The 25,491-nt window shown below is 44.9% G+C and carries 25 protein-coding genes and 1 other RNA gene; 11 read left to right on the top strand and 15 right to left on the bottom strand.

What is annotated here, in order from left to right:
* Positions 1 to 18: 18 nt before the first annotated feature.
* Both ssrS and pheT read right to left on the bottom strand, forming a co-directional pair.
* A non-coding RNA gene (gene ssrS, locus B5444_RS07840) (6S RNA) lies at positions 19 to 189 on the bottom strand.
* On the bottom strand, positions 185 to 2,482 hold the full coding sequence (pheT, locus tag B5444_RS00300; RefSeq protein WP_079653273.1) for a phenylalanine--tRNA ligase subunit beta: 2,298 nt from the start codon (positions 2,480 to 2,482) through the stop codon (positions 185 to 187). The genes ssrS and pheT overlap by 5 nt, the downstream gene beginning before the upstream one ends.
* 29 nt (positions 2,483 to 2,511) lie before the next feature.
* Between pheT and oadA the strand changes: the two genes are divergently transcribed.
* From oadA to B5444_RS00285, 3 genes are read left to right on the top strand one after another with little or no spacing between them, the layout of a single operon-like run.
* Entirely contained in the window at positions 2,512 to 4,365 is a 1,854-nt protein-coding gene (oadA, locus tag B5444_RS00295) for a sodium-extruding oxaloacetate decarboxylase subunit alpha (RefSeq protein WP_079653272.1), read from the top strand.
* A complete protein-coding gene (locus tag B5444_RS00290) occupies positions 4,362 to 5,024 on the top strand; it encodes a response regulator transcription factor (RefSeq protein ID WP_079653271.1) in 663 nt (220 codons plus the stop codon). Before oadA ends, B5444_RS00290 begins: the two co-directional genes overlap by 4 nt.
* The gene (locus B5444_RS00285) at positions 5,024 to 5,818 is read left to right on the top strand and encodes a polyprenyl synthetase family protein (RefSeq protein ID WP_079653270.1); all 795 of its coding nucleotides are present in this window, start codon (positions 5,024 to 5,026) and stop codon (positions 5,816 to 5,818) included. The genes B5444_RS00290 and B5444_RS00285 overlap by 1 nt, the downstream gene beginning before the upstream one ends.
* Here B5444_RS00285 and B5444_RS00280 read toward each other — a convergent pair.
* A complete protein-coding gene (locus B5444_RS00280; RefSeq protein ID WP_079653269.1) occupies positions 5,774 to 7,774 on the bottom strand; it encodes a carbon starvation CstA family protein in 2,001 nt (666 codons plus the stop codon). The two genes, B5444_RS00285 and B5444_RS00280, sit on opposite strands and share 45 nt — an antisense overlap.
* Positions 7,771 to 8,478, bottom strand: a complete 708-nt coding sequence (locus B5444_RS00275) for a dienelactone hydrolase family protein (protein ID WP_079653268.1) — start codon at positions 8,476 to 8,478, stop codon at positions 7,771 to 7,773. The genes B5444_RS00280 and B5444_RS00275 overlap by 4 nt, the downstream gene beginning before the upstream one ends.
* Before the next feature lie 53 nt (positions 8,479 to 8,531).
* Between B5444_RS00275 and B5444_RS00270 the strand changes: the two genes are divergently transcribed.
* The 5 genes from B5444_RS00270 to B5444_RS00250 are packed head-to-tail and all read left to right on the top strand — an operon-like array spanning position 8,532 to position 11,649.
* Entirely contained in the window at positions 8,532 to 8,837 is a 306-nt protein-coding gene (locus tag B5444_RS00270; RefSeq protein WP_079653267.1) for an ArsR/SmtB family transcription factor, read from the top strand.
* A gap of 2 nt (positions 8,838 to 8,839) precedes the next feature.
* Positions 8,840 to 9,166, top strand: coding sequence for a thioredoxin (gene trxA, locus B5444_RS00265; protein WP_079653266.1), 327 nt, complete (start codon positions 8,840 to 8,842; stop codon positions 9,164 to 9,166).
* Positions 9,163 to 10,104, top strand: coding sequence for a thioredoxin-disulfide reductase (gene trxB / locus B5444_RS00260; RefSeq protein ID WP_079653265.1), 942 nt, complete (start codon positions 9,163 to 9,165; stop codon positions 10,102 to 10,104). Before trxA ends, trxB begins: the two co-directional genes overlap by 4 nt.
* 1 nt (position 10,105) lies before the next feature.
* Entirely contained in the window at positions 10,106 to 10,738 is a 633-nt protein-coding gene (locus tag B5444_RS00255) for an MBL fold metallo-hydrolase (RefSeq protein WP_079653264.1), read from the top strand.
* Positions 10,735 to 11,649: a Ppx/GppA phosphatase family protein gene (locus B5444_RS00250; RefSeq protein ID WP_079653263.1), complete on the top strand. Its 915-nt coding sequence runs from the start codon at positions 10,735 to 10,737 to the stop codon at positions 11,647 to 11,649. The genes B5444_RS00255 and B5444_RS00250 overlap by 4 nt, the downstream gene beginning before the upstream one ends.
* A 3-nt stretch (positions 11,650 to 11,652) precedes the next feature.
* On the opposite strand, the gene B5444_RS07750 is transcribed toward B5444_RS00250, so the two are convergent.
* The 10 genes from B5444_RS07750 to B5444_RS00210 form a co-directional block, all read right to left on the bottom strand.
* Positions 11,653 to 12,219, bottom strand: coding sequence for a hypothetical protein (locus tag B5444_RS07750; RefSeq protein ID WP_231967119.1), 567 nt, complete (start codon positions 12,217 to 12,219; stop codon positions 11,653 to 11,655).
* An 81-nt stretch (positions 12,220 to 12,300) separates the two neighbouring features.
* Positions 12,301 to 13,239, bottom strand: a complete 939-nt coding sequence (locus B5444_RS07745; RefSeq protein WP_231967117.1) for a hypothetical protein — start codon at positions 13,237 to 13,239, stop codon at positions 12,301 to 12,303.
* Between the two features lie 12 nt (positions 13,240 to 13,251).
* Positions 13,252 to 13,758 carry a DsrE family protein gene (locus B5444_RS00240; RefSeq protein ID WP_079653262.1) on the bottom strand — a complete coding sequence of 169 codons (507 nt, stop codon included), beginning with the start codon at positions 13,756 to 13,758 and terminating at the stop codon, positions 13,252 to 13,254.
* A 141-nt stretch (positions 13,759 to 13,899) separates the two neighbouring features.
* Positions 13,900 to 15,207, bottom strand: a complete 1,308-nt coding sequence (locus tag B5444_RS00235; RefSeq protein WP_231967116.1) for a sigma-54-dependent transcriptional regulator — start codon at positions 15,205 to 15,207, stop codon at positions 13,900 to 13,902.
* Positions 15,185 to 17,062 (bottom strand): two-component system sensor histidine kinase NtrB, encoded by a 1,878-nt coding sequence (locus tag B5444_RS00230; protein WP_079653261.1) that lies wholly within the window; start codon positions 17,060 to 17,062, stop codon positions 15,185 to 15,187. The genes B5444_RS00235 and B5444_RS00230 overlap by 23 nt, the downstream gene beginning before the upstream one ends.
* Positions 17,059 to 17,730, bottom strand: coding sequence for an ABC transporter substrate binding protein (locus tag B5444_RS00225; RefSeq protein ID WP_231967187.1), 672 nt, complete (start codon positions 17,728 to 17,730; stop codon positions 17,059 to 17,061). Before B5444_RS00225 ends, B5444_RS00230 begins: the two co-directional genes overlap by 4 nt.
* 68 nt (positions 17,731 to 17,798) lie before the next feature.
* Positions 17,799 to 18,020 (bottom strand): hypothetical protein, encoded by a 222-nt coding sequence (locus tag B5444_RS07740; RefSeq protein WP_231967115.1) that lies wholly within the window; start codon positions 18,018 to 18,020, stop codon positions 17,799 to 17,801.
* Positions 18,017 to 19,057, bottom strand: coding sequence for a hypothetical protein (locus B5444_RS00220; protein WP_079653260.1), 1,041 nt, complete (start codon positions 19,055 to 19,057; stop codon positions 18,017 to 18,019). The genes B5444_RS07740 and B5444_RS00220 overlap by 4 nt, the downstream gene beginning before the upstream one ends.
* Positions 19,058 to 19,080: 23 nt before the next feature.
* Positions 19,081 to 21,873, bottom strand: coding sequence for an excinuclease ABC subunit UvrA (uvrA, locus tag B5444_RS00215; protein ID WP_079653259.1), 2,793 nt, complete (start codon positions 21,871 to 21,873; stop codon positions 19,081 to 19,083).
* A 1-nt stretch (position 21,874) separates the two neighbouring features.
* Positions 21,875 to 22,297: a DUF2231 domain-containing protein gene (locus tag B5444_RS00210; RefSeq protein WP_079653258.1), complete on the bottom strand. Its 423-nt coding sequence runs from the start codon at positions 22,295 to 22,297 to the stop codon at positions 21,875 to 21,877.
* 21 nt (positions 22,298 to 22,318) lie between these two features.
* On the opposite strand from B5444_RS00210, the gene B5444_RS00205 reads away from it, so the two are divergent.
* From B5444_RS00205 to rpsU, 3 genes are read left to right on the top strand one after another with little or no spacing between them, the layout of a single operon-like run.
* A complete protein-coding gene (locus tag B5444_RS00205; RefSeq protein ID WP_079653257.1) occupies positions 22,319 to 22,729 on the top strand; it encodes a hypothetical protein in 411 nt (136 codons plus the stop codon).
* An 18-nt stretch (positions 22,730 to 22,747) separates the two neighbouring features.
* Positions 22,748 to 24,175, top strand: coding sequence for an aminomethyl-transferring glycine dehydrogenase subunit GcvPB (gene gcvPB, locus B5444_RS00200; protein ID WP_079653256.1), 1,428 nt, complete (start codon positions 22,748 to 22,750; stop codon positions 24,173 to 24,175).
* Positions 24,176 to 24,198: 23 nt separating this feature from the next.
* Positions 24,199 to 24,399, top strand: coding sequence for a 30S ribosomal protein S21 (rpsU, locus tag B5444_RS00195; protein WP_079653255.1), 201 nt, complete (start codon positions 24,199 to 24,201; stop codon positions 24,397 to 24,399).
* Here rpsU and B5444_RS00190 read toward each other — a convergent pair.
* Complete coding sequence (locus B5444_RS00190; RefSeq protein WP_079653254.1) at positions 24,365 to 25,450, bottom strand: flagellar brake protein; 1,086 nt, start codon at positions 25,448 to 25,450, stop codon at positions 24,365 to 24,367. The two genes, rpsU and B5444_RS00190, sit on opposite strands and share 35 nt — an antisense overlap.
* Positions 25,451 to 25,491: the final 41 nt, after the last annotated feature.

Here is a 25,491-nt window from a genome sequence, read left to right as displayed (position 1 = left end):
TGCAGGAGGGGAAGGCAAGAAAAACCCACCCTTGCCGTGGTAAGAAGGCCTTCGGTGGGCCCCAAACCAATACAGGTGGGTGCCCTCCCAGGATGCCTACGCTGAGGCTCTCCTGGAGCCCGGGCTCCCTATAGCCTCACCATGTGGACCCCAATCTAAACCTTCCTACCACGAACAGGGCAGGCTATCCTCTAAGCTCGGCACCAAACTCCTTCTTCAGGGTACTTATAAGCTTTTCCATAAAGGCATTAGCCTCTTCATCAGATATACTACCTTCCTTACTTCTCAGCACTATCCTGATGCTGATGCTTTTCTTGCCTTCCCCGATCCTACTGTCCGTGTAAACATCAAAAACTTTCACGTCTTCCACCCAGTTACTCAACTCAGATATTCTTAATAATAATCTATCCACCGGTAGGTTCCTGTCTACAACTAGGGCTATATCCCTTATGACTGGCGGGAACTTGGACAGCTCTTTGTAGCTAGGAACGTAAGATTCTAAATCTGCGAGGGAAAGCTCAGCCACAAATACTCTTCCCCTGAGCTCTAAACGTTGCCTTATGCTTGGATGAAGCTCTCCCAAAAATCCTATACTTTTATCCTTGTGCTTTAAGGTTGTTTGGACGTAAGGGTGTAAAAAGCCAAGCTGTCCTTCACCTACATTGAAGTCTACCCTCAGATGCCTAAGAAGGTCTTCTACTAAAGACAGAAGCTTGTACGCATCATACTCTTCCTTTGGATAGAGTTTTCTTAAACCTGTCATAAGGATACCTACTCTTTCTTCTTCTCCTTCCTGTGTGTAGACTTTTCCTACCTCAAAGATGCACATGTCGTAGTTGTGTCTGTTCTGGTTGAGGAGTGCAGTCCTTATAAGGCCTGGAAGTAGAGAAGTTCTCATGAGGCTTTGACTTTTAGTAAGTGGGTTTACTACCTTTACTTGCGGTCTTTCAAGACCCATTAGATCGTAGAGTTCTTCATCCTCAAAGGAGAAGTTTATCACCTGAATACAACCACGGGCTGCCAAAAAGGACGCTACATCCCTGCTGCTCTTCTTTGGTACACATGGGATGGATAGAACCTCGGAGCTAAAGCTTTCGTATCCTTTTACCCTCATTATCTCTTCGATGATGTCTACGTCTTCTTTTATGTCAAAGGATCTAAAGGAAGGTACATATACCTGCAGACCACACCTTGAAACCTCATGAGGTATTTCAAGCCTTGAAAGTATACTGCTTATTTGTTCTCTGTTAAAGTCCTCCCCCGTGTACCTTCTAAACTTTTCCAAGGGTAGGAAGATCTCTTTTGACATATACCTTCTTGGGTATACATCTTTGAGGGCTACAAGCTGGGCGCCTGTGAGCTCAAGCATAAGCTTTATAGCTTCAGTTTGATATGTCTTCACACCTTGTATGTCTACGTTTCTCTCAAACCTGTAAGAGCTGTCCGTCTGTATTCCAACAGCCTTGGAAGACCTCCTTATCCTGTAGGGGTTAAAGTAAGCAGACTCCAGGAGCACCTTTTTTGTGCCTTCTTGTACGGCACTTTCTAACCCTCCTACAACGCCGGCTATAGCCAGTGGTTTTACATCGTCCGCTATAACCAGGTTATCTTCAGAAAGTTCCACCTGACCTCCTGTTAGTGTGTTTATGGATTCTCCTTTTCTGGCACTCCTTACAACGATTGAACCTTCTATCTTATCGTAGTCAAAGGCGTGCAGCGGCTGTCCATACTTGAGCATTACATAGTTGGTTATGTCTACCACGTTGTTGATGCTTCTTATACCACACTGCCATAGCCTTTTTCTCATCCAGAGTGGGCTTTCCTTTACGCTTACTCCAACTAATAGAGCTCCCGAGTATCTACTGCAATCTTCATCCTCTATGCGTATGTTCAAGTGTTCTATATCCTCAAGCTCCTCAACATTCCAGTTCTTCCTGTCTCTACCTAAAAGAGCTCCTATTTCTCTGGCGAGCCCTTTTACGCTCAGAAGATCTCCCCTGTTTGGTGTTATTTCTACTTCTAGTATCCATTCGCCGAAGCCCAAAAGTCCATAAGCATCTGTACCAGGTTTTATGTTCTCCTCAAACCTTATCACTCCTTCTTGTCTATCCTCGAGACCGAGTTCCTTAGCTGACAGGAACATTCCTTCTGAGATCTTCCCTTCAAATTCTCTCTTCTGTATGCATATATTTCCTATCCTGGCGTTTGGGAGGGCTACTATGACACCATCACCCACCTTTACACTGTTGTCTCTGGTGTATACCTTTATGAAAGTGTTTTCTCCTACCTGTACGGTGCAGTATAATCCTTTATCCAGAGGCTCTATCTGCACTATCTTGCCTGTTACAACTCCCTCCATGCGTATATCCAATAGGTATGCTATTGTCTCTACGCTCTTTAGTGTTAGTATGTGTGCTACCTCTTGAGGATGCACGTCTTGTATGTCTATGAACTCATAGAGCCAACTGTATGGAATCCGCATGTGAGATATTTTATATAATTTTCATTGTTATGCGTGAGATCTTCATAACTGACGTCTCCCTTAGGGATGGAATACAGAGCTTGCTTGCCACACGCGTCAGAGGTGAGGACCTCTATGAAGTTTTAGAGGTTTTAGACAGATGTGGTTTTTGGTCCCTTGAGGTTTGGGGAGGTGCCACCTTTGACGTCTGCCTTAGATACCTCAAAGAAGACCCATGGGAAAGGCTCAGGAAGTTTAAAGATATAGCTAAGAACACAAAGCTTGAAATGCTTCTGAGAGGACAAAACCTGGTAGGCTACAGACATTATCCTGATGATGTAGTGGAAGCTTTTGTTAAGAAAGCTTACGACAATGGCATAGAAGTCTTCAGGATATTTGATGCTTTGAATGATACAAGGAACATGAGAAAGGCCATAGAGGTGGCCAAGAAGATAGGAGCCACAGTCAAGGGTGTCCTCTCTTACACCATAAGCCCTGTTCATACAGTGGAGTATTACCTTAAGGTAGCCAGAGAGTTAGTAGACATGGGAATAGACATAATATCCATAAAGGATCAGGCGGGGCTCTTGTCTCCAAAGGTTGCCTACGAGCTTGTTAAGGCTCTTAAGGAGGAGTTTCCTTCGTATCCTGTACATCTACACACACAGACAACGGCAGACCTAGCAGAGATGGCCCAGCTTAAAGGCATAGAAGCTGGAGCAGATATGATAGATACAGTCTTCTACTCCCTATCTGGTCAAACATCCCATCCACCAGGTGAGACCATGATATACGTTCTTAGGGAGTTCGGTTATAAGGTAAGCGTGGATGAAAACCTCTACAAGAAGGCTGGTGATATGTTTAGAGAGATAAGGAAAAAATACAAAAAGTATGATGTTCTACCCCCATACCCTGATGTGGGCGTGTTGAAGCATCAGATACCAGGTGGAATGATAACCAACTTCATAAGCCAGCTAAAGGAACAAGGAATGGAAGACAAACTTGAGGAGGTTATGCAAGAGGTAATAAGGGTAAGGGAAGACCTTGGGTATCCTCCACTGGTAACACCAACCAGCCAGATAGTAGGTTCCCAAGCCTTCTTAAACGTCTTGCATGGAGAAAGATACAAGGTGGTCACCAAAGAGACAAGAGACTACGTAAAAGGTCTATACGGTAGACCACCAGCCCCCATAAAGGAGGAACTAATAAAGAAAATACTAGGAAATGAGGAACCCGTATACCATATAAGACCTGCGGATCTGCTAGAGCCAGAGCTTGAAAAGGTAAGGCAAGAAGCTATACAGGCTGGTGCGAGGAGCGAAGAAGATGTACTTTCCTACGTTCTCTTTCCGTTAGTAGCCAAAGAGTTCTTTGAGTGGAGGGACAAGTTTGAGAAAGGTCAAGCACCACCACCTTACACGGAAGATATCATGCAAGAAGAGGAAGAAAGGCATAAGGCTCCTGTAGAGTTTTACATAACGGTGCATGGTGAGCAGTACCACGTTCAGATAGCTGGTAAAGGTGAGGATACGGAGGAAGGTAAGACCTTCTTCATCAGGCTAGATGGAAGGCTTGAAGAGGTGGTTCTTAAGCCTTTAAGGGAGATAGATATATCTCAAATAAAGAAGGGAGAGATAACAGCTGGTGAAGAAGTAAAACCAAAAAGAAGAAAGCCCGTAGGTGTAGGAGACATAACTTCACCCATATCTGGTAAGGTGGTCAACATAAAGGTAAACGTAGGGGATCGTGTTAAAGAAGGTGATGTACTGTTTGTGGTTGAGGCCATGAAGATGGAGAACGAGGTGCACAGCACCATAAGCGGCGTGGTGGAAGAAATACTGGTGTCTGTGGGTGAGGTTATCAATCCAGATGAGGTAGTGATGAGGATAAAGCCAGAGATATGAAAGGTACGCTCCTCATTGTAGAGGACGATAGAGACCTTTCTGACCTTATAGCTTACAATCTTAGAAGGGAAGGCTATCAAGTTTTGACAGCAAGCAGTGGAGCACAAGCCTTAAAGCTCCTGGACAGCCAAAGGATAGACCTCATACTTTTGGACATAATGCTTCCAGATTATGACGGCTATAGGATAGCCCAGTACGTAAGATCTAGGCAGGACCTCAGGATGATCCCAATACTTTTTATCACGGCGAAAGATAGGGAGGAGGATAAGCTTAAAGGCTTCTCTGTAGGTGGAGACGACTACATAACAAAGCCCTTCTCCATAAAGGAGCTGCTTGCAAGGGTCAGGGCGGTGTTGATGAGGTCGAAGGGTGTGCCACCTGGTAGAGTACATAACATAGGCGATATAACGGTAGACTTAGACACCAAGAAGGTTTGGAAGGGTGGAACTCTTGTAAGCCTTACACCTTCGGAGTTTAGGATACTTGAAGCTCTTCTGGAAAACAGAGGAAAGCCCGTAAGTAGAGAAAGACTCGTGGAGAACTATTTGGACAGGGATGTTTTTGATAGGACAGTAGATGTACACATAAAGAACCTCAGAGAAAAGCTTGGTAAAGATGTTATCAAGACGGTAAGAGGTTTTGGTTATAAAATAGAGTGATGCTCCAGCTCTGGAAGGAAAAGATAGAAAAGAGGCTAAGAGATCTTCTAAAACCCTTCAACCCTGATGTGTTCTACAGGGCCATGTCCTACTATCCTTTTCAGGAAGGTAAAAGGATCAGGCCCATGCTCGTATGCATAGTGGCAGACGCTTATGGTGGAGACATAGAGGATGCTATTACTGCCGGCTGTGCTATAGAGTTTTTGCACAATTATTCCCTTATACATGACGATCTGCCGTGTATGGATAACGATGCCTTTAGGAGGGGGTTACCATCGTGTCATGTGGCTTTTGGTGAAGACCTTGCACTTCTTGCAGGTGATGCTTTGCTTACCTTCAGTTTTGAAGTGTTATCCGACAAAGGTCTGTACAAAACTCTGACAGAGGGTGAACTCCTGCTTATGGTGAACATTCTCTCCAAAAAGGCTGGTTTTATGGGTATGGTCGGTGGGCAAGTTTTGGACATAAGGAAGCTAGGAGATCAGGATGAGATAACCTTAAAGAAGACAGCCGAGCTTTTTAGTGCATGCTTTATCTTTGGTGGTATAGTTGGGAAGAGATTGGACCTCCTTGAAGAGTTAGACACCCTAGGAAAAGAGTTTGGCATATTCTTCCAGATGATAGATGACTACAAGGATAAGGATGGATACTACCAAGTGTACAGCGAAGGTGTCCTGCATATGGCCGAAGAGAAGCTAAACTCAATAAAGAAAAAGGCACAGGAGCTTTCAGTTCTTACTGAGCACTTTTTAAACCTTCTGCAGATGTTTGAAGACTTTGTAAAGACTGATTAGTGCCACAAGCACTACTAAAGAGACATAAGTAAACGCCAGTGTTGCGTTTATGTAATCTCCAAGAAGTACTTTATGGGCTACGTCCATAGAGTTTATACCGGAGGGAAGCTCTCCTTTTTGGAGGAAGGAAGAGATCCATCGAGCATGTGCCAGAAAACCTATACCCTTGTCAGGATGGAACACCTTTTCAAGCCCAGCCGTTATGGTGTTTATGCCTACGAACAGTGCTGGCAATCCTGTTACCCACGCATACCTTATTCCATGCCTTGTGGCTATGTAGTAGGTTGCTATTATAAGGGCTGCAGTAGCCAACAACTGGTTGGATACTCCAAATAGAGGCCAAAGGGTCTTTACACCACCATAGGGATCCACAACACCTGCATACAGGAAGTAGCCCCACAGGGCAACAACTACGAAGCTTACGAATATGTTCAGAATAGGGTTAGAGTAGTTTTTGAAGGATGGGTGTACGTAGCTCAGTATGTCCATAAGGATGTACTTTCCTACTCTCGTGCCTGCGTCTATGGTGGTGAGTATGAACATGGCTTCAAAGAGTATGGCAAAGTGATACCAAAAGGCTATGAGTGCCTCCGATGTGCTTTTGGCAAGTATGTAGGCTATACCTATGGCGAAGGATGGAGCTCCGCCAGTCCTTGAGAGGATGTTCTCGTGAACCTCTTGCGAGTACCTCTTTAACTCCTCAGCTGTTATAGGGAAACCCCACGAAGATATCACGGATGCTGCCTGTTCAAAGGTCTTTCCTATCACTGACGGGGGAGAGTTTATGGCGAAGTAAAGACCAGGCTCCATGCTGACAGCTGCTATAAGGGCTATGACTGCTACGAAGGATTCAGCTAGCATACCCCCATAACCTACAAGCCTTATGTGGCTTTCTTTGTCTATGAGCTTTGGCGTCGTTCCAGAAGATATGAGTGAGTGAAAGCCCGATATAGCACCACACGCTATAGTTATAAACAAGAAGGGAAACAGATCACCCTTCCAGACGGGACCATTTCCATTGAAAGCAAACTGGGTAAGTGCCGGCATCTTCACTTCAGGCATAGCCACGAGTACACCAATAGCTACGAGCACAACAGTTCCAAGCTTGAGGAAAGTGCTAAGGTAATCCCTTGGTACCAGCAGCAGCCACACGGGCAGGACTGAAGCGGTAAAGCCATAAGCCATGAGGAAGAAGGCTAGAGTCTTTTCAGACAAGTTAAAGTACACGGACAAAGTTGGAGAGTCTGCAACCAATCTACCTATATATAAGCTGAGTAGTAAGGAAGTAGCTCCAAACAGGAAAGGGATAAGTGCAGAGCCAGGTCTTACGTACCACATGTACAAGCCCATAAGGATGGCTATGGGTATGCTCGCAAAGACTGTAAAGGTACTCCACGGGCTGTTGAACATAGCCTTGACTATAACCAGGGCAAGGACTGCAAGCAGTATAATGAGTATGGAAAATATGGTGAGGAGAACCACAATACCCCCAAGCTTACCAAGCTCCTCCTTAGCTATCTGACCCAAGCTTTTAGCATCCTTGCGCATGGACATGGCAAGCACTACCATATCCTGCACAGCACCAGCAAGAACCACACCTATCAGTATCCACAGAAGCCCAGGAAGATAACCCATTTGAGCAGCAAGGACAGGACCTACCAAAGGTCCAGCACCAGAGATGGAGGCAAACTGGTGAGCAAAAAGCACCCACTTGTTGGTAGGAACAAAGTCTACCTTGTTGTAAAACTTATGGGCTGGAGTGGGGTTGCTGTCATCTACCTGAAAAACTTTGTAGGCTATGAACCTGCTGTAGTACCTGTAACCTATAGTAAAAGCGCAGAGGGTAGCCACTAAGAACCATACTGCATTTACCTTTTCTCCTCTCTCTATGGCCAATACATATAGAGAAAAAGCACCTACTAGAGAAAGAATTAGGAGTATAAGCTTTTCCCTCATTCTAGATGTTGCTTGAAGAAGGCTACTGTCTTTATCCACACGTCTTTGGCGTACTCTTCATGGTAGACCTCAGGCCTTGCATCGTTGAAGAAGGCATGATCCACGCCTGCGTATATGATAAACTGGGCGTTTATGGAGTGTTTATTGCACTCCTCTATTGCCTTGACTACGTCCGACAGTGGTATGAAGGCGTCCTTTCCTGCATGGACGGCAAACACGGGAGCCTTTATCTTGGAAAAGTCTATAGGCACTATGCTGTACAAGCCGTAGTATGGAGCTAAGGCATGAACGTCTTGGGGGAACTTAGCCCCAAAGTACCAGGTGCACGTTCCACCACAGCAAAAGCCCGTAACTCCAAACCTATAGTCCTGGACCCTACCCACAAACCCTATGTCGTTCTCCTTAAAGTAATCCAGGCTTGCTTTGAACATAGCCTCGGCTTCAGGAAGCCTGTTTTGAAAGAGATCCTGCATGAGCTTGCCTGCATCCTCTGGGTTGTTAGCAGTCTTACCCTTGTATAGATCTATGCCGAAGGCGAAAAAGCCTTCCCTTGCGTACCTGTCACACACGTCCTTTATATGAGGTACAAGTCCCCACCATTCGTGTATAACTATGACGAGCGGACCCTTCGTTATGGCCTCAGGCTCTGCAAAATACCCAGAAACCTCCACTCCGTCCTTTTTGAAGCTAATCATCTTTCCCATAGCAATCCTCCTGTTATATTTTATTGATATATAATTATATACAGGGGTGCGTTATGGTAGTAAGCGAAGAGGAAAGGTTGGAAGAGTGGGCTGAGTTTTTAAAAGCTCTGGCACATCCTATAAGACTGAGGATAGTGGCAGAGCTTATGGAGAGCAAGCAGTGCGTTAAAAACTTGAGCGAGCTCATAGGCACATCCCAGCCTAACATCTCTCAACATCTCAGCATTCTTAGGAATAAAGGTATATTAGGATGTAAAAGGGACGGTTCAGTGGTGTGTTATTACATAAAGGACAGGAGAGTAATACACATATATAGGTTGCTTGCATCTGAAAAGGAAGAGGCTAATAAAGGAGGATAGGCATGGCTGGAAAAGTTATCACTTTAACTGACAGCAACTGGCAGACGGAGGTGCTTAACTCCGACGGGCTTGTGCTCGTGGACTTTTGGGCTCCGTGGTGTGGACCATGCAGGATATTGGCACCCATAATAGAGGAACTTGCGGAGGAGTTTGAGGGAAAGGTAAAGGTAGGAAAGCTAAACACGGATGAAAACCCAAACATAGCGATGCAGTATGGCATAAGGGCCATACCCACTGTTATGCTCTTCAAGAACGGTGAAGTGGTAGACACGAGGATAGGTGTACAGCCCAAGGAAGCCCTAAGGCAGATGATACTCAGTCACATATGAACGGGTTTTCTGAAGATATACTCTACGATTGTGTCATAGTGGGTGGTGGACCTGCGGGGCTTACCGCAGGTCTTTACTGCGCAAGAGCAAAGATGAACACCCTTCTCTTTGAGAAGGGTACGTTGGGCGGTCAGATAGCTATAACAGATCTAGTTGAGAACTACCCTGGGTTTCCAGAAGGTATAAGCGGGAAAGAATTGACCCAGCGGTTCAAGGCCCAAGCTGAAAGATTTGGCCTTAAGATACACCGCGGCGAAGTTTTAAAGATTGAAAAAGTAGATAAGGAGCTATTCATACACCTTAGAACAGGTCAAATGGTTAGAAGCAAAACGGTAGTATTGGCCGTGGGTGCAAGTCCAAGGAGATTAGGCGTTCCTGGAGAGGAGGAGTTTTTAAACAGAGGAGTATCCTACTGTGCTACCTGTGATGGGGCCCTCTTTGACGGTGTTCCCATAGCTGTAATAGGTGGTGGTGATTCTGCATGTCAGGAAAGCCTTTTTCTTACTCGTTTTGGCAGCGTAGTCTATCTTATTCACCGAAGAGATCAGCTTCGCGCTCAAAAGCACCTACAAGAAAAGGTCTTTTCCAACCCAAAGATAAAGTTCATACCCAACAAGGTAGTTGAAAGGATAGAGGGAAGTCAAGCCGTAGAAAGGCTAGTGCTAAGGGACACAAAGACGGGTGAGCTCTCCGAGTTAAACGTAGAGGGTGTGTTCATATTCATAGGGCTTGAGCCAAGCACAGGATTCTTGAAGGGTTTTGTGGAGTTGGATGAGAGAGGTTACATAAAGACAGATGAGCGTATGAGAACGAACGTACCAGGTGTGTTTGCCTGCGGTGATTGCAGAAGCGGCGCCACAGGTCAGGTGGCTGTTGCAGTAGGGGAGGGTTGTATAGCTGCCATAGAGGCAGAGAAGTACCTGCAAGAAGAGTTTTAATATGCTTCTGAAGGTGCTCTCGGTAGGACCCTTATCTGTTAACTGCTCTATACTGTTGGACGAGGAGAGGAAGGAGGCCTTAGTAATAGACCCTGGAGCAGATGCAAGCAGGATAATAGAAGAGTTGAAGGACTTTAAACTGGTGGGCATACTTGCAACGCACGGACACATAGATCACGTAGGTGTAGTAAAGACCCTAAAAGAGCGGACTGATGCCATCTTTTACATGAACGAAGAAGATCTTTTTTTGTTAGAAGATACCCTTTGGCCAGGGTTTGATAGGTATATAGGAGCCGAACTACCCTGCCCAGAACCTGATATCTCCATAAGGGAAGGAGATACCATAAAGTTTGGGTCTGTGGAGATAAGGGTATTGCATACACCCGGTCATACTCCAGGACTTTGCTGCTTTTACATACCACAACATTCCCTGTTAATAGCCGGGGACCTTCTCTTCAGAGGGGGTGTGGGAAGATGGGATCTGCCTGGTGGGGACCTTCAGGCTTTAAAAAAATCCTTGAGGCGTGTGTTTGAAGAGCTTCCTGACGACACACTGGTGGTAACGGGTCACTATGATAAGACCACAATAGGCCATGAGAGGGTCTTCAATCCTTACCTGAGGGAGCTACTATGAGGCTTGCTGTAGTAGACATAGGCTCTTACTCCTGTAGGCTTGCTGTTGCAGATATTAACAACGGTGTACCCCATATAGTCTATAAGGAAGGAAAGATCACATCCCTTATGAGCGGTGTACAGTCCGAAGGTCTAATACAGGAAGACAGGATGGAGGAAACTTTACAGGTAATAGAGTCCTACCTCAAGAAGGCAAAGGAGCTAGGTGTACAAGAGATATACCTTTTGGGAACAGAAGCCCTTAGAAAGGCAAAGAATAGAGATCAGTTTTTTAGACTAGTCAAAGAGAGGTTAGGGTTAACAGTTGAAGTGATACCACCAGAGAAGGAAGGAGAGTTAGCCTTTTTGTCTGCTGTTTACTCCCTCGATCTTAGCGGTCACGTGTGCGTCATAGACCAGGGTGGAGGGTCTACAGAGTTCGTATTTGGAAGGGATAAAAAGCTCTATGAGGTCCGATCACTTCCTATGGGTATAGTAAGCCTGACGGAGGAGTTCATAAAGCACGACCCACCCACCATATACGAGCTAGAGTCTCTCAAAAACTACGTAGATGAAAGAATATCCGAGTTGGTAAGACCAGTGGATCAACTTGTGGGACTTGGTGGTACTATAACCACCCTGGCGGCGTTAGAGTACAACGTCTTCCCTTACGACCCTTCTCAGGTACATGGCAAGGCTCTTTCCCTAGAAGCTATCATGAAGTGGCTCGAAATCCTTTCTTCCATGAAAGCACAAGAAAGGTACGCCACATTCCCACACATAGAGCCAAAAAGGTCCAAGGTAATAATAGCAGGGATAGTCATGTTCTACAGGATACTCCTCCTGTTTGGTAAGAAGGAGATAGTCGTAAGTGACTGGGGAATAAAGGAGGGTTTTTTGATAAAAAAAGGAGGGGAACGGAAAGGGAGGTAAGCTTTAGAAGATCCACTGGAACTGAATCGTTACAGCATCGTTGTTTATCTTGTTTCTTTCTTCGTCGAACTTTGTGTACTCAATGGTCCATCTGAAGTTTTCGTTCCTGTAGTAGTAGTTGATGCCCAGGCCGAGCTGTTTTATCTTACCCAAGGTAGATCTGTCCTGACCGGCGGTCAGTTGGTTAGCTCCCACAAAGTTTGTAGCGTCACCGTACAGTCTGGCATTAGCTCCGCTGCCCACTATCACTATCTGAGGTTTGTACTCAGAGTAGCTTATGTAAGGTTCGAACTTATGTGGAGATTTTTCGTTCAAGAGATATCCTGCCTTCACAATCCAGAAGGAGTTCTTTATGCTTTGATTAGGATATAGGTTGTTGGCACCATCTGTCAGGAGTAGCTTTTCAAACTTAACCTGTCCAATCTCCGCTAGGAAGGATATTGGTCCGTGATGCCAGGCTAAGTCCGCACCGTAAAACCTCATGTTAACCTTGTTGTCAAGCAAACTCTGCGACACCGTAGTGCTGTTTACACCTATTGGATTGGGAAGTATTAGGTAGGGTATGCGCACGTTTACAGTTCCAGCACCGTTGTACGGTGAGCCGTTACCTAATACACCTGCGGATATCCCTTGGGTATCCGTTACGATATGCTAGTCTATCTTGTTCTGGAAGGCATAAGATACACCAAGAGTTATTCCCTTTCTTTTCCCTATGTAAGTGTCCCTATAGAGCCAGTTGTAGATAGCAGGTCTTCCTTCTGGGTCACCCAGTTGTAGCGTGGCCCTAAAGGTGTAAAGAGGGTTGTTGGAGGAGTTGCCCCTTGCCTTAGACAAGCATGTGGATATGTTTGGATTTGGGGTTGTATATCCACAGAGTGGTGTATTATTAGATACGCCGACGACTGTATCATCCCATGGGTTTTTTACGTTCTTAAAACTGGAAAAGGCTCCCACAAAGGCATCAAAGGTTATCTTAGAGTAGCCTTGACCTTTAGGGGGTGTCCTCAAGTGTACATAGCCTCCGAAGGACCTCCCCGTGACGTCTCCTATGGCAAGATGGGTCCATCTTAGGGTGGCGTTTGTCCTGTCAAGGTCTATGTTGTCATAGGCTCTTTGAAACTGTTCCCTTCCTAGGGGTACTCTAGGATACCCCAAGTGAAGGTCTACCGTCAGACTCTTCAGGTCGGTCATGGCGCTTGGTACTAGTATGAGGTCAAATTCATGGATGTAGCCCGTATTTCCGTTGCTCTGCCTTTTTGCATGAGTTGGCTGCCCTCCAAAAGGTGCGTCATAAGGATCCCTGCCAAAGTCGTTATCTCTCAGAACTAGGTTGAACTTAAACCACTGGTTTACGCTACCACCGAACCTTATCCTTATCCTCCTGAAGAATACATCATCCCTACTGCTTGCGTTGACAAAGTTAGGCCTGTTTTGATCGCTTATGTTTTGATGTCTAAACCAGGTTTGAATGAGGAAGTTTATGTCTAGGTACTGCTCCTCTGAAGAGGTGCTCAGCTTTATGGCGTGAGAAAACTCTGGGCTGAATAGAAGCAAAGCCAAGCAGCTCGAAGTAAGAAGATGCTTCTTCATGCTTAAACCTCCCTACTGAACTTTTATGTAGCCATAGCCCCTCGCTTGAAGCTCACCTATGGCCCCAACACCTGACGGAACTATCTTTGTAAACTCATGAAGCTTATTAGGATCAAGTCTTAGTCTTGTGAGGGTTATGTTACATATGTAGTACTCAACTCCATAGATCGTAAGGTCCTTCTCCATTCTGTAGAGTTCTTCTACGTTTATGGGTTCAGATTCCCAGGGTGAGCCTGTGAGGTCCTTCATGAAAAACTTTACGCCCGGTCCATGGGCAACCACCACTATCTTTATCTTGAATGGATCGTTGTTGTAAACAGATAGATGATTCCCTATGTTACCGAGCATGGCCCTAAAACGTGGCTCCTGTGGAAAGTCACAGTGATAGACTACGGATATGTCTGCTTCCTTCTTAAAGTCTTTGTATTCTATGCGTGGCGGTGCTGCACCTGCAAACCTTCCTATGAAAGGTAAACCCACTAGCAGAGAGGTCCACTTAAAAAAGCTCCTCCTGTCCATACTATCCACCTCCGCATACAACCTTTTTGCAAAAATCATGCCAAGGAGGGGATTTTGAAAAGTGTAGGATTTAAAAGCCTTTTGTCAGAGGAGTGGGTCTTATGTGTATGTCATAATGGCATGCAGGATGTCATGATGGCATTACAGGAGGTTATGGTACCTGAGCTTTCTGTAGAGAGTCCTTAAGGGTATTCCTAACATCTGAGCTGCCTTCTTTTTGTTGTTTCCACTGAGCTTCAGAGCCTCCAGTATACGCTGCCTTTCCATATCCTTCAGAGTTAAAGTACCTTGACAGGTATTTGGTATACAGAGCTCTTGCGGTGTTATGTATCTACCCTCGGCGAAAAGAACTGCCCTTTCTACTATGCTCTTTAGCTCTCTCACGTTCCCCGGGTAGGTATAGCTTAAAAGCTCCTCCTTTGCCTGCCTGGTAAAACCTTCTATACTCTTTCTGTACTTGTGGGAGTAAAACCTTAAAAAATGCTCGGCTAAGGGGATTATGTCCTCCGGACGTTCTCTTAAGGGTGGGATGTAGATCTCTACCGTGCTCAGCCTGTAGTATAGATCTTTCCTAAACTTTCCCTCCTCAATAAGCTTTTTTACGTCTGCGTTAGTTGCAGCTATGAGCCGTACATCTGTATGTATCTCCCTCTTTCCACCTATTCTGAAAAAGCTTTTGTGCTCTACTACCCTCAGCAGCTTGGCTTGTACCTCGACAGGAATATCTGTCACTTCATCCAAAAATATGGTGCCTTCGTTGGCAAGCTCAAAGAAACCCTCTCGGGATTGAACGGCTCCTGTGAAAGCTCCCTTCTCGTAGCCGAAGAGCTCCGCCTCCACCAGATCTTTTGGAATGCTAGCCAAGTTTAGTACGACCATAGGTTTAGCTTTTCTGGGGCTTAGCTGGTGTATCAACCTCGCTATTACCTCTTTTCCCACTCCTGTTTCACCTACTAAAAGCACAGGACAATCGCTACAGGATATCTTGGAGATGTTGTGTAAGACCTCCTTCATCTTTGGGCTTTTAAACACATACTCTTCTTCTAGCAGGGCTTTTTCTAGCTTATACAGTTTGTTTTCCTTCTTCGTCCGTAGAGTCTCCAAGGCTTTTTCAACGGTCATGTTTATATCGTCAAGGCTGCATGGCTTGGTCAAAAAGTCGTTTGCCCCTTTTTTCATAGCTTCCACGGCCAGCTTTATGCTTCCATGACCTGTTAGAAAAACTACCTCTGTACCAAGTTGGTTACTCTTGACGGTTTCAAGTATGTCTACACCATTGCCATCTGGAAGTAGCACGTCAACTATCGCCACATCATAGCTGTTTGTACTTAACCTGTCTACAGCATCCTTTAAAGTCTTGACCCAATCCACCGTGTAGTAGTTGGACAGGTACTCTAACAAAAGACTTCCAAAGTCCGTATCGTCTTCAACCACCAACACCCTCACCATCTCTGTTTAAGATAATCATAAACCTTGTGATGTTTGCTTGGCTTTTAAGCTCTATCTTTGCGCCTATATCCTCTGCGAACCTTTTCACTATGGTAAGGCCCAAACCTGTGCCACTTTCCTTTGTAGTATAAAAGGGTTCAAATATGAGCTTTTCTTCTTCTTTACTTATCTCCTGCCCCTCGTTTACCACCTCCCAAGATACTGTGCTGTCATGTACCCTCAAGGATACCTCTACGGTCTTCCCCTGAAAGGAAGAGTCTATGGCGTTGTCAACCACGTTGAGCAATATCTGTTCAAGCTTCCATTCAAAGGTGTAAATATGCTTCTGAGCTCTTATGTCTTTTATCAGCTTTATGATTACCGATTTTTTGCTAGCTTTTACCTGCAGGATTTCTACAACATTCTCAGTTAGCTTTTCAACATCAACCACGGATGGGAACTTATCGTAACCTTTAGCAAGATGTAACAACCTCTTAGTGGTATCAGCACACTTTAGAGCGCTGTTAATCACAGCTTGAGCATACCTTTTGAGTTGAGGATCTTCTAGCTTCTTATGGAGTACTTCTGCATAGCCCAACACAGAGGCTAAAGGGTTGTTAAGCTGATGAGCTATTGATGAGGCTATCTCTCCAGCTATAGCGAGCTTAGAGTATCTTACCAATATGTATTCAAGCTCCTTTTTGTCGGTTATATCTTTGATCTGGCATACAAGAAAGTTCTTTTCATCCATCTGTAATGTCGCAGTGTATATGGAAATATGGTAAACATGATCACCTATCTTCAGTATTGCATGTGGTAAGAAAGTGTTGGGATGCAAACTGTCTGTTGATAAAAATTCAGAGATATGTCTTCCTTCTAAGCTCTCTTTGTCTGCATTGAACCTTTCAAAAAATCTTCTGTTTACTTTCATTATCACACCTTTTTCGTCAAGTAGAAGCATGCCGTCAAAGACGTTATTAAAGAGCGATGTATAGAGGTCTCTTTCCTTTCTGAGTTGTTCGTACACGTTTAAGAATATCTTTGATAGTGCTTGTATCTCCTCAACCTTGTCTAGATCTTTTAGACCTATCCATCTTCCGAATTCATCCCTTAGCCTGTATAATGGAACAAACATACGCATGACAATCTCATAGGAAACCATCAGCAACAAGATGGTGCTTATACTTCCCATAAAGAAAGCTCTTTGTAGGAAGCTGTGTGCCTGGCTAAGTACCTTATCCTCTTTTTGTCTTAACATCACGTACAAGTTCATATCCTTTATGGGTACGAAGACATGGACAAATCCTTCGTTTCTGTTCATACTCCTTGTAAGCGTCACTTCTAGATTCATGGATAGAAGTACTGGATACAGTTCTGTAAGCAAATGGTTCAAGTTTATGTCGTACACAAAAAAGTCCCTAAGAACTCCTTCCTTTATACGGGGCACCTTTACCCTTACATAATGCTCAGAGTACTCGTTTTGATAAACCTCAAGGATGTCAACCTTAACAGGATTAGGATCTATCTTAGGTTCTGCCCTTTTTACGGTGGGGGTTTTATCAAACTCAATGAGGAGGTTTCCACCTTTATCATACTGAGCGCAGAGGAAAACGCCGTTCAGTTGGTTGAATACTTTCCATGCGTGAATTTCGGCGTTTGTATCGCCGTAGTCTAATGTGTAGAGTTTTAGCTTATCTATAGTTTCATGGAGTTTAAGGTTTAGACTTTCGGCTAGCATAGTCCCAAGCCTTTTGCTCTCGACATACCATCTGTCCAGTAGATCTTCTTTTAGTACGTAGAAGTAAGCTATAGAGAAAACCCATTGGAATAGAGCTACGAAAAGAAGGACTACTAGTACCTTATTCCTTAGCTTCATTCAACTGTTTGGGCCAGCATAAAGACGTATGGGTTATTGTAATACCCAAGCTCCCTGAAGGCGGAGAAGTTTATGGCCAGCTTTACATTCCTGACAGGTTCGAAGGGTATATTCCTAACGTCTTCCCCAGAAAATATCCTGTAAGCTATGAACGCGGCTTGATACCCCTGTTCGAACTGAGAGGTGCCGTAGGCTACTGGACATCCCTGTTTAACCTGATCGGGAGAAAGACACATGACTGGGATTGAATAAAAGCTCGCGTAATACAGTATGTAAGACTGTAGAAAGTTCTCCGTGTAAAAACAAGGGGTAAGGAGTATGCCACCAAAGCCATCCTCTCTCATGTGACTTATGATGTACTCCAAGTCGTTAGCATTATCTACTGAGACAGGAACCACCTTTATACCGTGTACTTGCCCTGCTTTTATGGCTCTTCTTGTGGCTTCTTTAGAAGCTTCAAACCTCGGAGTGCAGAACACTACAACCTTCTTCACATCAGGGAAGAGTTTAGAAAAGAGTTCAACCCTCTTCTCCATAAGTTCTGCGTTTAGGTTGTCAACACCGGTTATAGGGTAAGAGGGTTTTTTAAATTCATGCGTTATGCCCCAGGTTTTCAGTGCGGTCCCACCCATAACAACTATCGGTTTCTTTATGTTCTCTCCTAAGATGTTCTTTAGTATGTAAGTTTCTATGCTTCCTCCCGTAGCTACAAGATCGTACTTATCTATATCTGAAGCTAGCAGCCTCGCCTTTCTTTCAAGCTCAGAGAGGTTGTTTTCCCGTTGTAAACCTTATAGCTGCTTATCTTTATGTTTAAGGCCTTTAGACCTTGAAGGAAGCCTTCTACCTTCTTGGTTCTACCTTCTCCCGATATGAGAAAGGCTATATGATATCCATCCTTTTGGCAAGAGAGGATTACTACGGTAAGTGCAAGTATAAAGAGGCGGACAAACCTCATAGTGTGAGGCTAAAGTTGGCTGTATGCTCTACATCTCCTCTGTCCGGTTTTTGTTTGTATGTATGTTCACCCTTAGAATCACGCTTATCGGAGCTGTACCCAAAGGTTTGTTTTCCATTAAGTCTAAAGCTCTCTACAACCAATCCTAAGGACTGTAATGTGTTTAGGAGCTTTTGTACTTCTGCTTCAGTGGGCATCCTTATGTTTTCACTCTTTAAGTTTATCTCTATCCTCAGATTTTCCCTTAAAAAGCGTACGTTTATGTCAGCATCTTCGGTTTTTACCTTTAGAGCTTTGTACGTGTAAACGTCGTAGCTGTGGGGTTGTGTGTTCACCACCTCCTTAACTTGGGAAGCTTCCTTTGTATTTGTATTAGGATTTCCATCTGTAGACTGTACAAAAACTTCACTTCGTTGTTCTTTGATAAGATTAGACTGTTTTTTCTCAGTTTTTTTGATATCTGTTCCTATCTCTGCGGTAGTACTGTCTCTTAGTGTGCTGATGAGTTCTTTTTCTGTGCTTATAACAGTTTTTGGCGTGCTATTGTCTTCTACTCCATACAATATAAGGAAGTTTTTGCCAACATTATGTCTTTTGCCGTCCATGTCTTCTTGTATTGGAGACCAAGGATTTAGGTCCTGTTCTTTCTGTTTAGTATTCTGAAGGTTTATAGATAGACCTTCAGGAAAGAGCCTTTGAATAGATTTTTCATCGGTCTCTAAAACCTTTTGGGATGGAGCTGTGTATATGCGTGTTCCGAGGGGAATTCCTCCCTCTGTATTCTCAGGTATTTGAACGGTGGTGTTGATGTTTAGATTAGCAAACTGAGGATAAAGGAACTCCAAAGCTAGGTTCAATTTTTTGCTTTCGTCCTTTGACTGCGGTTCATAGTTATTTGATTCTCCTTCTTGAACGCTGCCAAATAGATTGGCTTTGAGGCTCAGCAGTATGCTTTCAAAGTCTTCCGCCTGTAATCCCTGTTGGTTTGCCAAAAGCTGTAGTATTAGGGTTTCAGGCGTGAGCTCTACTTTTAGCATAACTCCCCCTTCCTAAAAAAAAGTTAGCTTAAAGGCCTTGTGGTGTCAAGCGCTAAATATTTCTTCAGGAAGTGACCTGTGTATGAGTTTGGGTTTTCGGCAACTTCTTCGGGTGTTCCTTCTGCAACTACGTAACCACCCTTGTCTCCGCCTTCTGGCCCGAGGTCTATGATCCAATCGGCGCATTTTATAACATCCAGGTTGTGTTCTATCACTACTACCGTGTTGCCTTTGTCTACGAGTCTTTGTAGTACGTTTATAAGCTTTTTAACGTCGTCCATATGTAGGCCTGTGGTGGGTTCATCAAGCAGGTACAGAGTCCTTCCCGTCTCCTTCTTGGAGAGCTCCCTTGCAAGCTTGATCCTTTGAGCTTCTCCGCCGGATAAAGTAGTGGCAGGCTGACCAAGCTTTATGTATCCGAGACCTACGTCCCTAAGAAGTTCCAATTTTCTCCTTATGGCTGGATGGTTGTAAAAGAACTCGTAAGCCTCGTCTACAGTCATATCCAGGACATCCGCTATGTTTTTGCCCTTGTAAAGGATGTCAAGAGTTTCTCTGTTGTACCTTTTACCCTTACACACGTCACAAGTTATGTAGACAGGGGGTAGGAAGTGCATCTCCACCTTTATGTAACCCTCACCTTGACAGACCTCGCATCTGCCACCTTTCACGTTGAAGGAGAACCTTCCTGCATCGTATCCCCTAGCCCTAGCTTCTGGAGTGTTTGCAAAAAGCTGTCTTATATGATCGAAAATCTTAGTGTAGGTTGCTGGATTGCTCCTTGGAGTCCTGCCTATGGGCGATTGGTCTACGTTTATTACCTTGTCGAAGTGTTCCAAGCCCTCTATGCTATCAAAGCCTTCTTTTTCTGCTGTCCCACCGTAGAAGATTGCCCTTGCGTAGTTCCATAGGATGTCGTAGATAAGGGTGGATTTTCCACTGCCAGACACCCCAGTCACACAGACAAAAAGGCCTACAGGTATCTCTACGTCTATGTTTTTAAGATTGTGAAGCCTTGCTCCTTTTATCCTTATTACTTTGTTTGCCTTTGGCCTTCTTTTACTTGGTACCTCTATCCTGAGCCTGCCAGAAAGGTAAGCACCCGTGAGAGAGTTTGGTCTATCCATGATTTGGCTTACAGTTCCTTGAGCTACTACGTATCCCCCCAGCTTACCGGCTCCTGGGCCTAGCTCTATAATCCAGTCTGCTGCCATTATGGTCTCAGGGTCGTGTTCCACCACTATCACCGTATTGGAAAGATCCCTTAAATTCTTTAACGTCTTTATGAGCCTTTCCGTATCCCTTGGATGGAGTCCTATAGAAGGCTCATCGAGTACGTACAGCACACCCGTGAGCTTTGAACCTATCTGCGTGGCCAGCCTTATCCTCTGCATCTCACCACCCGATAGAGTGGTGGCGCTCCTAGAAAGGGTAAGGTAGTCTAGTCCTACGTCTATGAGAAAGCCAAGTCTTTGGGTTATCTCTTTAAGCAGCCTTTCTGCTATCTGCCTTTCCTTCTGGCTTAGCTTGTGTTCAAGAGATTGGAAGAACTCCAGGCAATCCCTTATGGGCATCTGCACTACTTGCCATATGTTCTTTCCGTCTATAAGAACAGCTAGGGCTTCATCCCTAAGCCTGGAGCCTCCACAGGTAGGACATGGTTTTTCCTTGATAAACTCCTCTATCTCCTCCCTTATCTTCTCAGAGTCCTCCTCCATAAAACGCCTCTCTAGGTGTTTTACTATCCCTTCAAAGTTTGCGTTGTAGAAGGAACCACCGTAAAGCAAAAAGTTTCTCACATTCTCAGGCAGGAGCTTGAACTTAGTCCTTGGGTCATAGCCTAGCCTTTTGAGCATGTTGATTATAGGAAACCTAAGGTAGTCAAAGAAACCCGACTGGGTTATTCGGAAGGCATCCACCGCTGGACTATCTTCGTCCACTAACAGCTTTACGTCCACCTCCCACTTTACACCAAGGCCCTTACATGTAGGACAAGCACCATAAGGTGAGTTAAAGGAAAAGAGCCTAGGAGAGAGCTCAGGTATAGAAAAGCCATGGTCTGGACATGACAACCTTTCGCTGAATATCTCCTCTTTTTGGCTGTCTACATCTTCTACCTTTACAAGGCCGTTTGACAGTTCAAGTGCCTTTTCTATGGCGTTTAAAAGTCTTGCTCTCTCTTCCTCCTCAAGGGTGAACCTGTCTACGACCACGTCTATGGTATGCTTTTTGTTTTTGTCAAGGGGTGGGACATCTATGATCCTTTTGTACTCACCGTCTACCTTAACCCTAGAGAAGCCCATCCTGTCCAGCTCCTTCATAAGGTCTTTGAACTCTCCCTTCTTGCCTCTTACCACAGGGCTAAGGACGGCTATCTTCCTACCCTTGTAAAGCTCCCAGACTTTTTCTAATATCTCGTGAGCGGAAAGCCCCTCAAGCAAGCGGCCACACTCGGGACAATAAGGCTTTCCTATGTTTGCCCAAAGGACCCTAAGGTAGTCGTATATCTCCGTGACGGTACCTACAGTAGACCTTGGGTTCTTTGATGCGGTCTTCTGGTCTATGGCTATGGCTGGAGAAAGACCTTCTATAACGTCCACGTCTGGTTTTTCCATAACACCCAAAAACTGTCTTGCGTAAGAGGACAGGGATTCTACGTACCTTCTTTGACCCTCTGCGTATATGGTGTCAAAGGCTAGGGAAGACTTACCCGAACCAGAAGGTCCAGTGATAACCACAAGCTTGTTTTTGGGAATGTCTAGGTCTACGTTCTTAAGGTTGTGCTGGCGAGCACCCCTTATGATTATCCTGTCCATACTACTCTATCAGGTACTCGTAGACTATCTTACCCCCCAACCTACCCTGTAGAAAGATGAGGAAAACCCCAAGAAGCAAAAGCAAGAAGTATACGTTCCTTACCATACCTGAAAAGTCCTTCCTCTTGAAAAGCCTTATAGCTGAGATTACCAAAAAGAGGAAGGGTAAAGAAAAGCCTAGAATCTCATGGGCACTAAACACAGGAACTTGCTTAAGCCTTTCTTCCAGAGGTTCATGGGCTATAAAACCCGTCAAGCTTGCCAGTAACACAGACAGGAAGGAGATGTGGGTAAACACCTCATGTATGACATCAGGCTCCCTTTTCATCCGTCTGTATAGGGCCTCTATCAGGAGCAGGGCCACTGGCATGGCTATGGCGAAGTGCGTAGCTGGCGGATGTAACTTTACCACCTCAGGAAGCATAAGGTAATAATATAATCCTACATGGTGCTGTATATATACCTCTGTGTTATCTTTCTTTTTTGCCTTACTCACGCTTACGAGAAGGAGTCTACACTGTTGGGTCAGTGCTACAGGATTTACATCACCTTAGATAGGGAAAAGCCGAAGAAGGAAAGGGATGTCAATGGGCTTCTCTCTTTCTTGATGGAGGATGTCAAAAAGCATATGTCCAAAGATGCCTGCGAGGTACACTACAGGCTAAAGCATAAAGGTAGCATGTGGGCTTACATAACCTACGGCAGAAGCACAGTAAATCACACGGATATCTACTCGGTAAACGACATTAGCGTCTCCAGTAGCCTTAGGAGGGTCTTCTGTAAGAGCTTTCTCAAGGCCAAATCGGACAAGGCTTTTCTGGTATGCAACCCTTCCCAAGGGTTCTTTCTAGACTGATCTTAAAATATTTCCCTGATGAAGACTATATTTGAGATAAAAAGTAAGAACACTTACAGACTGCCTAGGTGCGACGTTCCTGAGGTAGACCTAAAAGAGTACCTTGGAGAAGACCTAAGGGAAGAGTTAAACCTGCCTTCCGTATCTGAGCTTGATGTGGTCAGGCACTACACAAACCTCTCAAGGCTTAACTACGCTATAGACACAAGCTTTTTCCCGCTGGGGTCTTGTACCATGAAGTACAACCCCAGGGTGAACGAGGAGGTAGCAAACTATGAGGGCTTTAAAAACCTTCACCCTCTGACTCCTGATGAGTACGCCCAGGGTACCCTAGAAGCTATGTACAGACTGAAAGAGCTTTTAAAGGAGCTGGGTGGCTTTGCCGACGTTACACTGCAGCCTGCGGCTGGAGCCCATGGAGAGTTCTTGGGCCTACTCCTCATAAGAGCCTACCACCTAGATAAAGGTTTTGAAAGGAAGACAGTACTTGTTCCAGACTCTGCCCACGGTACAAACCCAGCTAGTGCTGCCCTTTGTGGCTTTGAGATAAAGACAGTAAAAAGCGATGAAAAGGGAGAACTAGATTGGAAGGACTTTAAAGAGAAGCTTACCGAGGATGTGGCTTGCCTTATGATCACCAACCCTAACACTCTTGGTGTTTTTGAAAGAAGGATAAAGGACATAGCCGATGCCTTACATGAAAAGGGAGCGCTCCTTTACATGGATGGGGCCAACTTTAACGCACTTGTTGGAGTGGCAAGACCTGGCGATTGGGGTGTAGACGTTATGCACTTTAACCTTCATAAGACCTTTTCTACACCTCACGGTGGTGGTGGACCAGGAGCATGCGCCGTGGGTGTCTCCGGAAGGCTAAAGGATTTCCTACCAGTACCCCAGATAGACTACAAGGACGGTAAGTACTTTCTAAACTGGGACATACCCAAGAGTGTGGGAAAGATTCTAACCTTCTACGGTCATACGGCAGTACTGTTGAGGGCTTTGGCCTATATACTGAGCTATGGCAAGGATATAGACCTCATATCGAAGTATTCGGTCCTTAACGCCAACTATTTGAGAAAGCTCCTAAAGGATGTCTTGGTAGATCCGTACGAAAGCTCCCCTTGTATGCACGAATTTGTGCTATCCGCCCAGAATCTCCTGCCATATGGCGTGAACGCCATGGATGTAGCCAAGGCCCTTCTGGATTATGGCTTCTACGCACCCACCGTATATTTCCCTCTCATAGTTAAAGAAGCTCTGATGATAGAACCTACGGAGACAGAAAGCCTGCAAACCTTAGAAGAGTTTGCCAACGCCCTGCGGCAGATAGTCCAAACAGCCCGTACGGAGCCAGAAAAACTAAAGCAGGCTCCCACGCGTACACCAGTCAGAAGGATAAAGGAAGCGGAAGCAAACAGGAAGCCCATACTCAGGTTTATGGTATAATCATTATTAGGAGGTGAGAGAAATTGGCTGTAGTTTACGTGAACGAAGGCGAGTCCTTTGAGAAGGTGCTCAAGAAGTTCAAGAGGATAGTAGAGAAGGAGGAAATACTCACAGAAGTAAAAAGAAGGCAGTTTTACGAAAAGCCCAGCGAAAAGAAGAAGAGAAAGGAAAGGGCGGCGCGTAAGAGACTCATAAAGGCTCTGAAGAAGAAGAACCTTCTGTAAACTTGCCCATCCTGTATGCCCTGAGCGTTTTTCTCTGCTCTTCTAATATAAACCTTCTTATCACCTCCTCATACTCTTTTTTTAGGTTTTCAAACTTAAGCCCAAAGCATAACCTTTCAGTAGATCTTTGAGTATTCCTTACTTCTCCAAAAACTTCCATACGTACTCCTGAGAGATCGAACCTGAGAAATACCTTTTGTCCTGTTTTCAAGTCTAATACTCTAGGGGTGCATACCTTAGCACCACCCACGCTTATATCTTGGATCATACCTTCTATAAAGCTTTCTTCTGATAGTTCTTTTACAGAACCATCTTCTAACATGGTAAACTGAACAGGAAGTTTTACCCGCCACCTTATATGCTCCCTTAACTGTATCCTGTTCAGTTTGTCCACGTGTGGCAGTATTAGTACCACCTTACCCCTGTCCATGTAAACATCTAAGACATCTGCCTCAAAGTAATACCTTGCATCATCCTCCCTCGTGAAGGAGAACTTCACCCTGTTGTTTGGGTTTATCCTGGGTCTATCGTTGAGTATTGCTATGTGGAGTTCCCCCTCAGTTCTTTCCCAAACTGCGGCAGGGTATGCGTCCCTGTTGTAGATGATAAAGCCAGTCTGGTAGAGGTCTATCTCTCTGCTGGTGCTTAAGGGCAAAAACCACGGAACGTAGTCAAAGTTGAGCTTTCTCCTAACCCTTCCCACCATATCTACCTTAGTAGGGTCTTCCTTGACCAGCATAGAGACACACTTTTCAAAGATGGGTTTACTCGTGTAGAGCTTGGTAGCCTCGTAATCTGTACCCTTCACGCATTCCCAAAAGACGCTTATCTCCTCCTCGCTAAGCCCCAACGACCTCCCCACAGAGAAGAACTTTGCCTTTTTTTCCCTTAGGTTGAGGTACCGCGATATTACGTAAGGAAGGACTATGAGGAAGAGAACCACAGAGAGAAACCCTCCCACTACAAAGAGGATATCCCACAAACTAGGTCCTTCAAACATCTTCCGGGAAGCTTCTCTAAACACTTCAAAACTTCCCTGAGCCCAAAGCATAAAACCCCTCCCTTATAAAGAGTATCACAAAAACTCCACAC

Origin of the sequence: Thermocrinis minervae (assembly GCF_900142435.1) — a bacterium.
Lineage (GTDB): Bacteria > Aquificota > Aquificia > Aquificales > Aquificaceae > Thermocrinis_A > Thermocrinis_A minervae.
The sequence above is the reverse complement of the archived record's forward strand: the minus strand, read 5'-3'. Positions and strand labels throughout refer to the sequence as shown.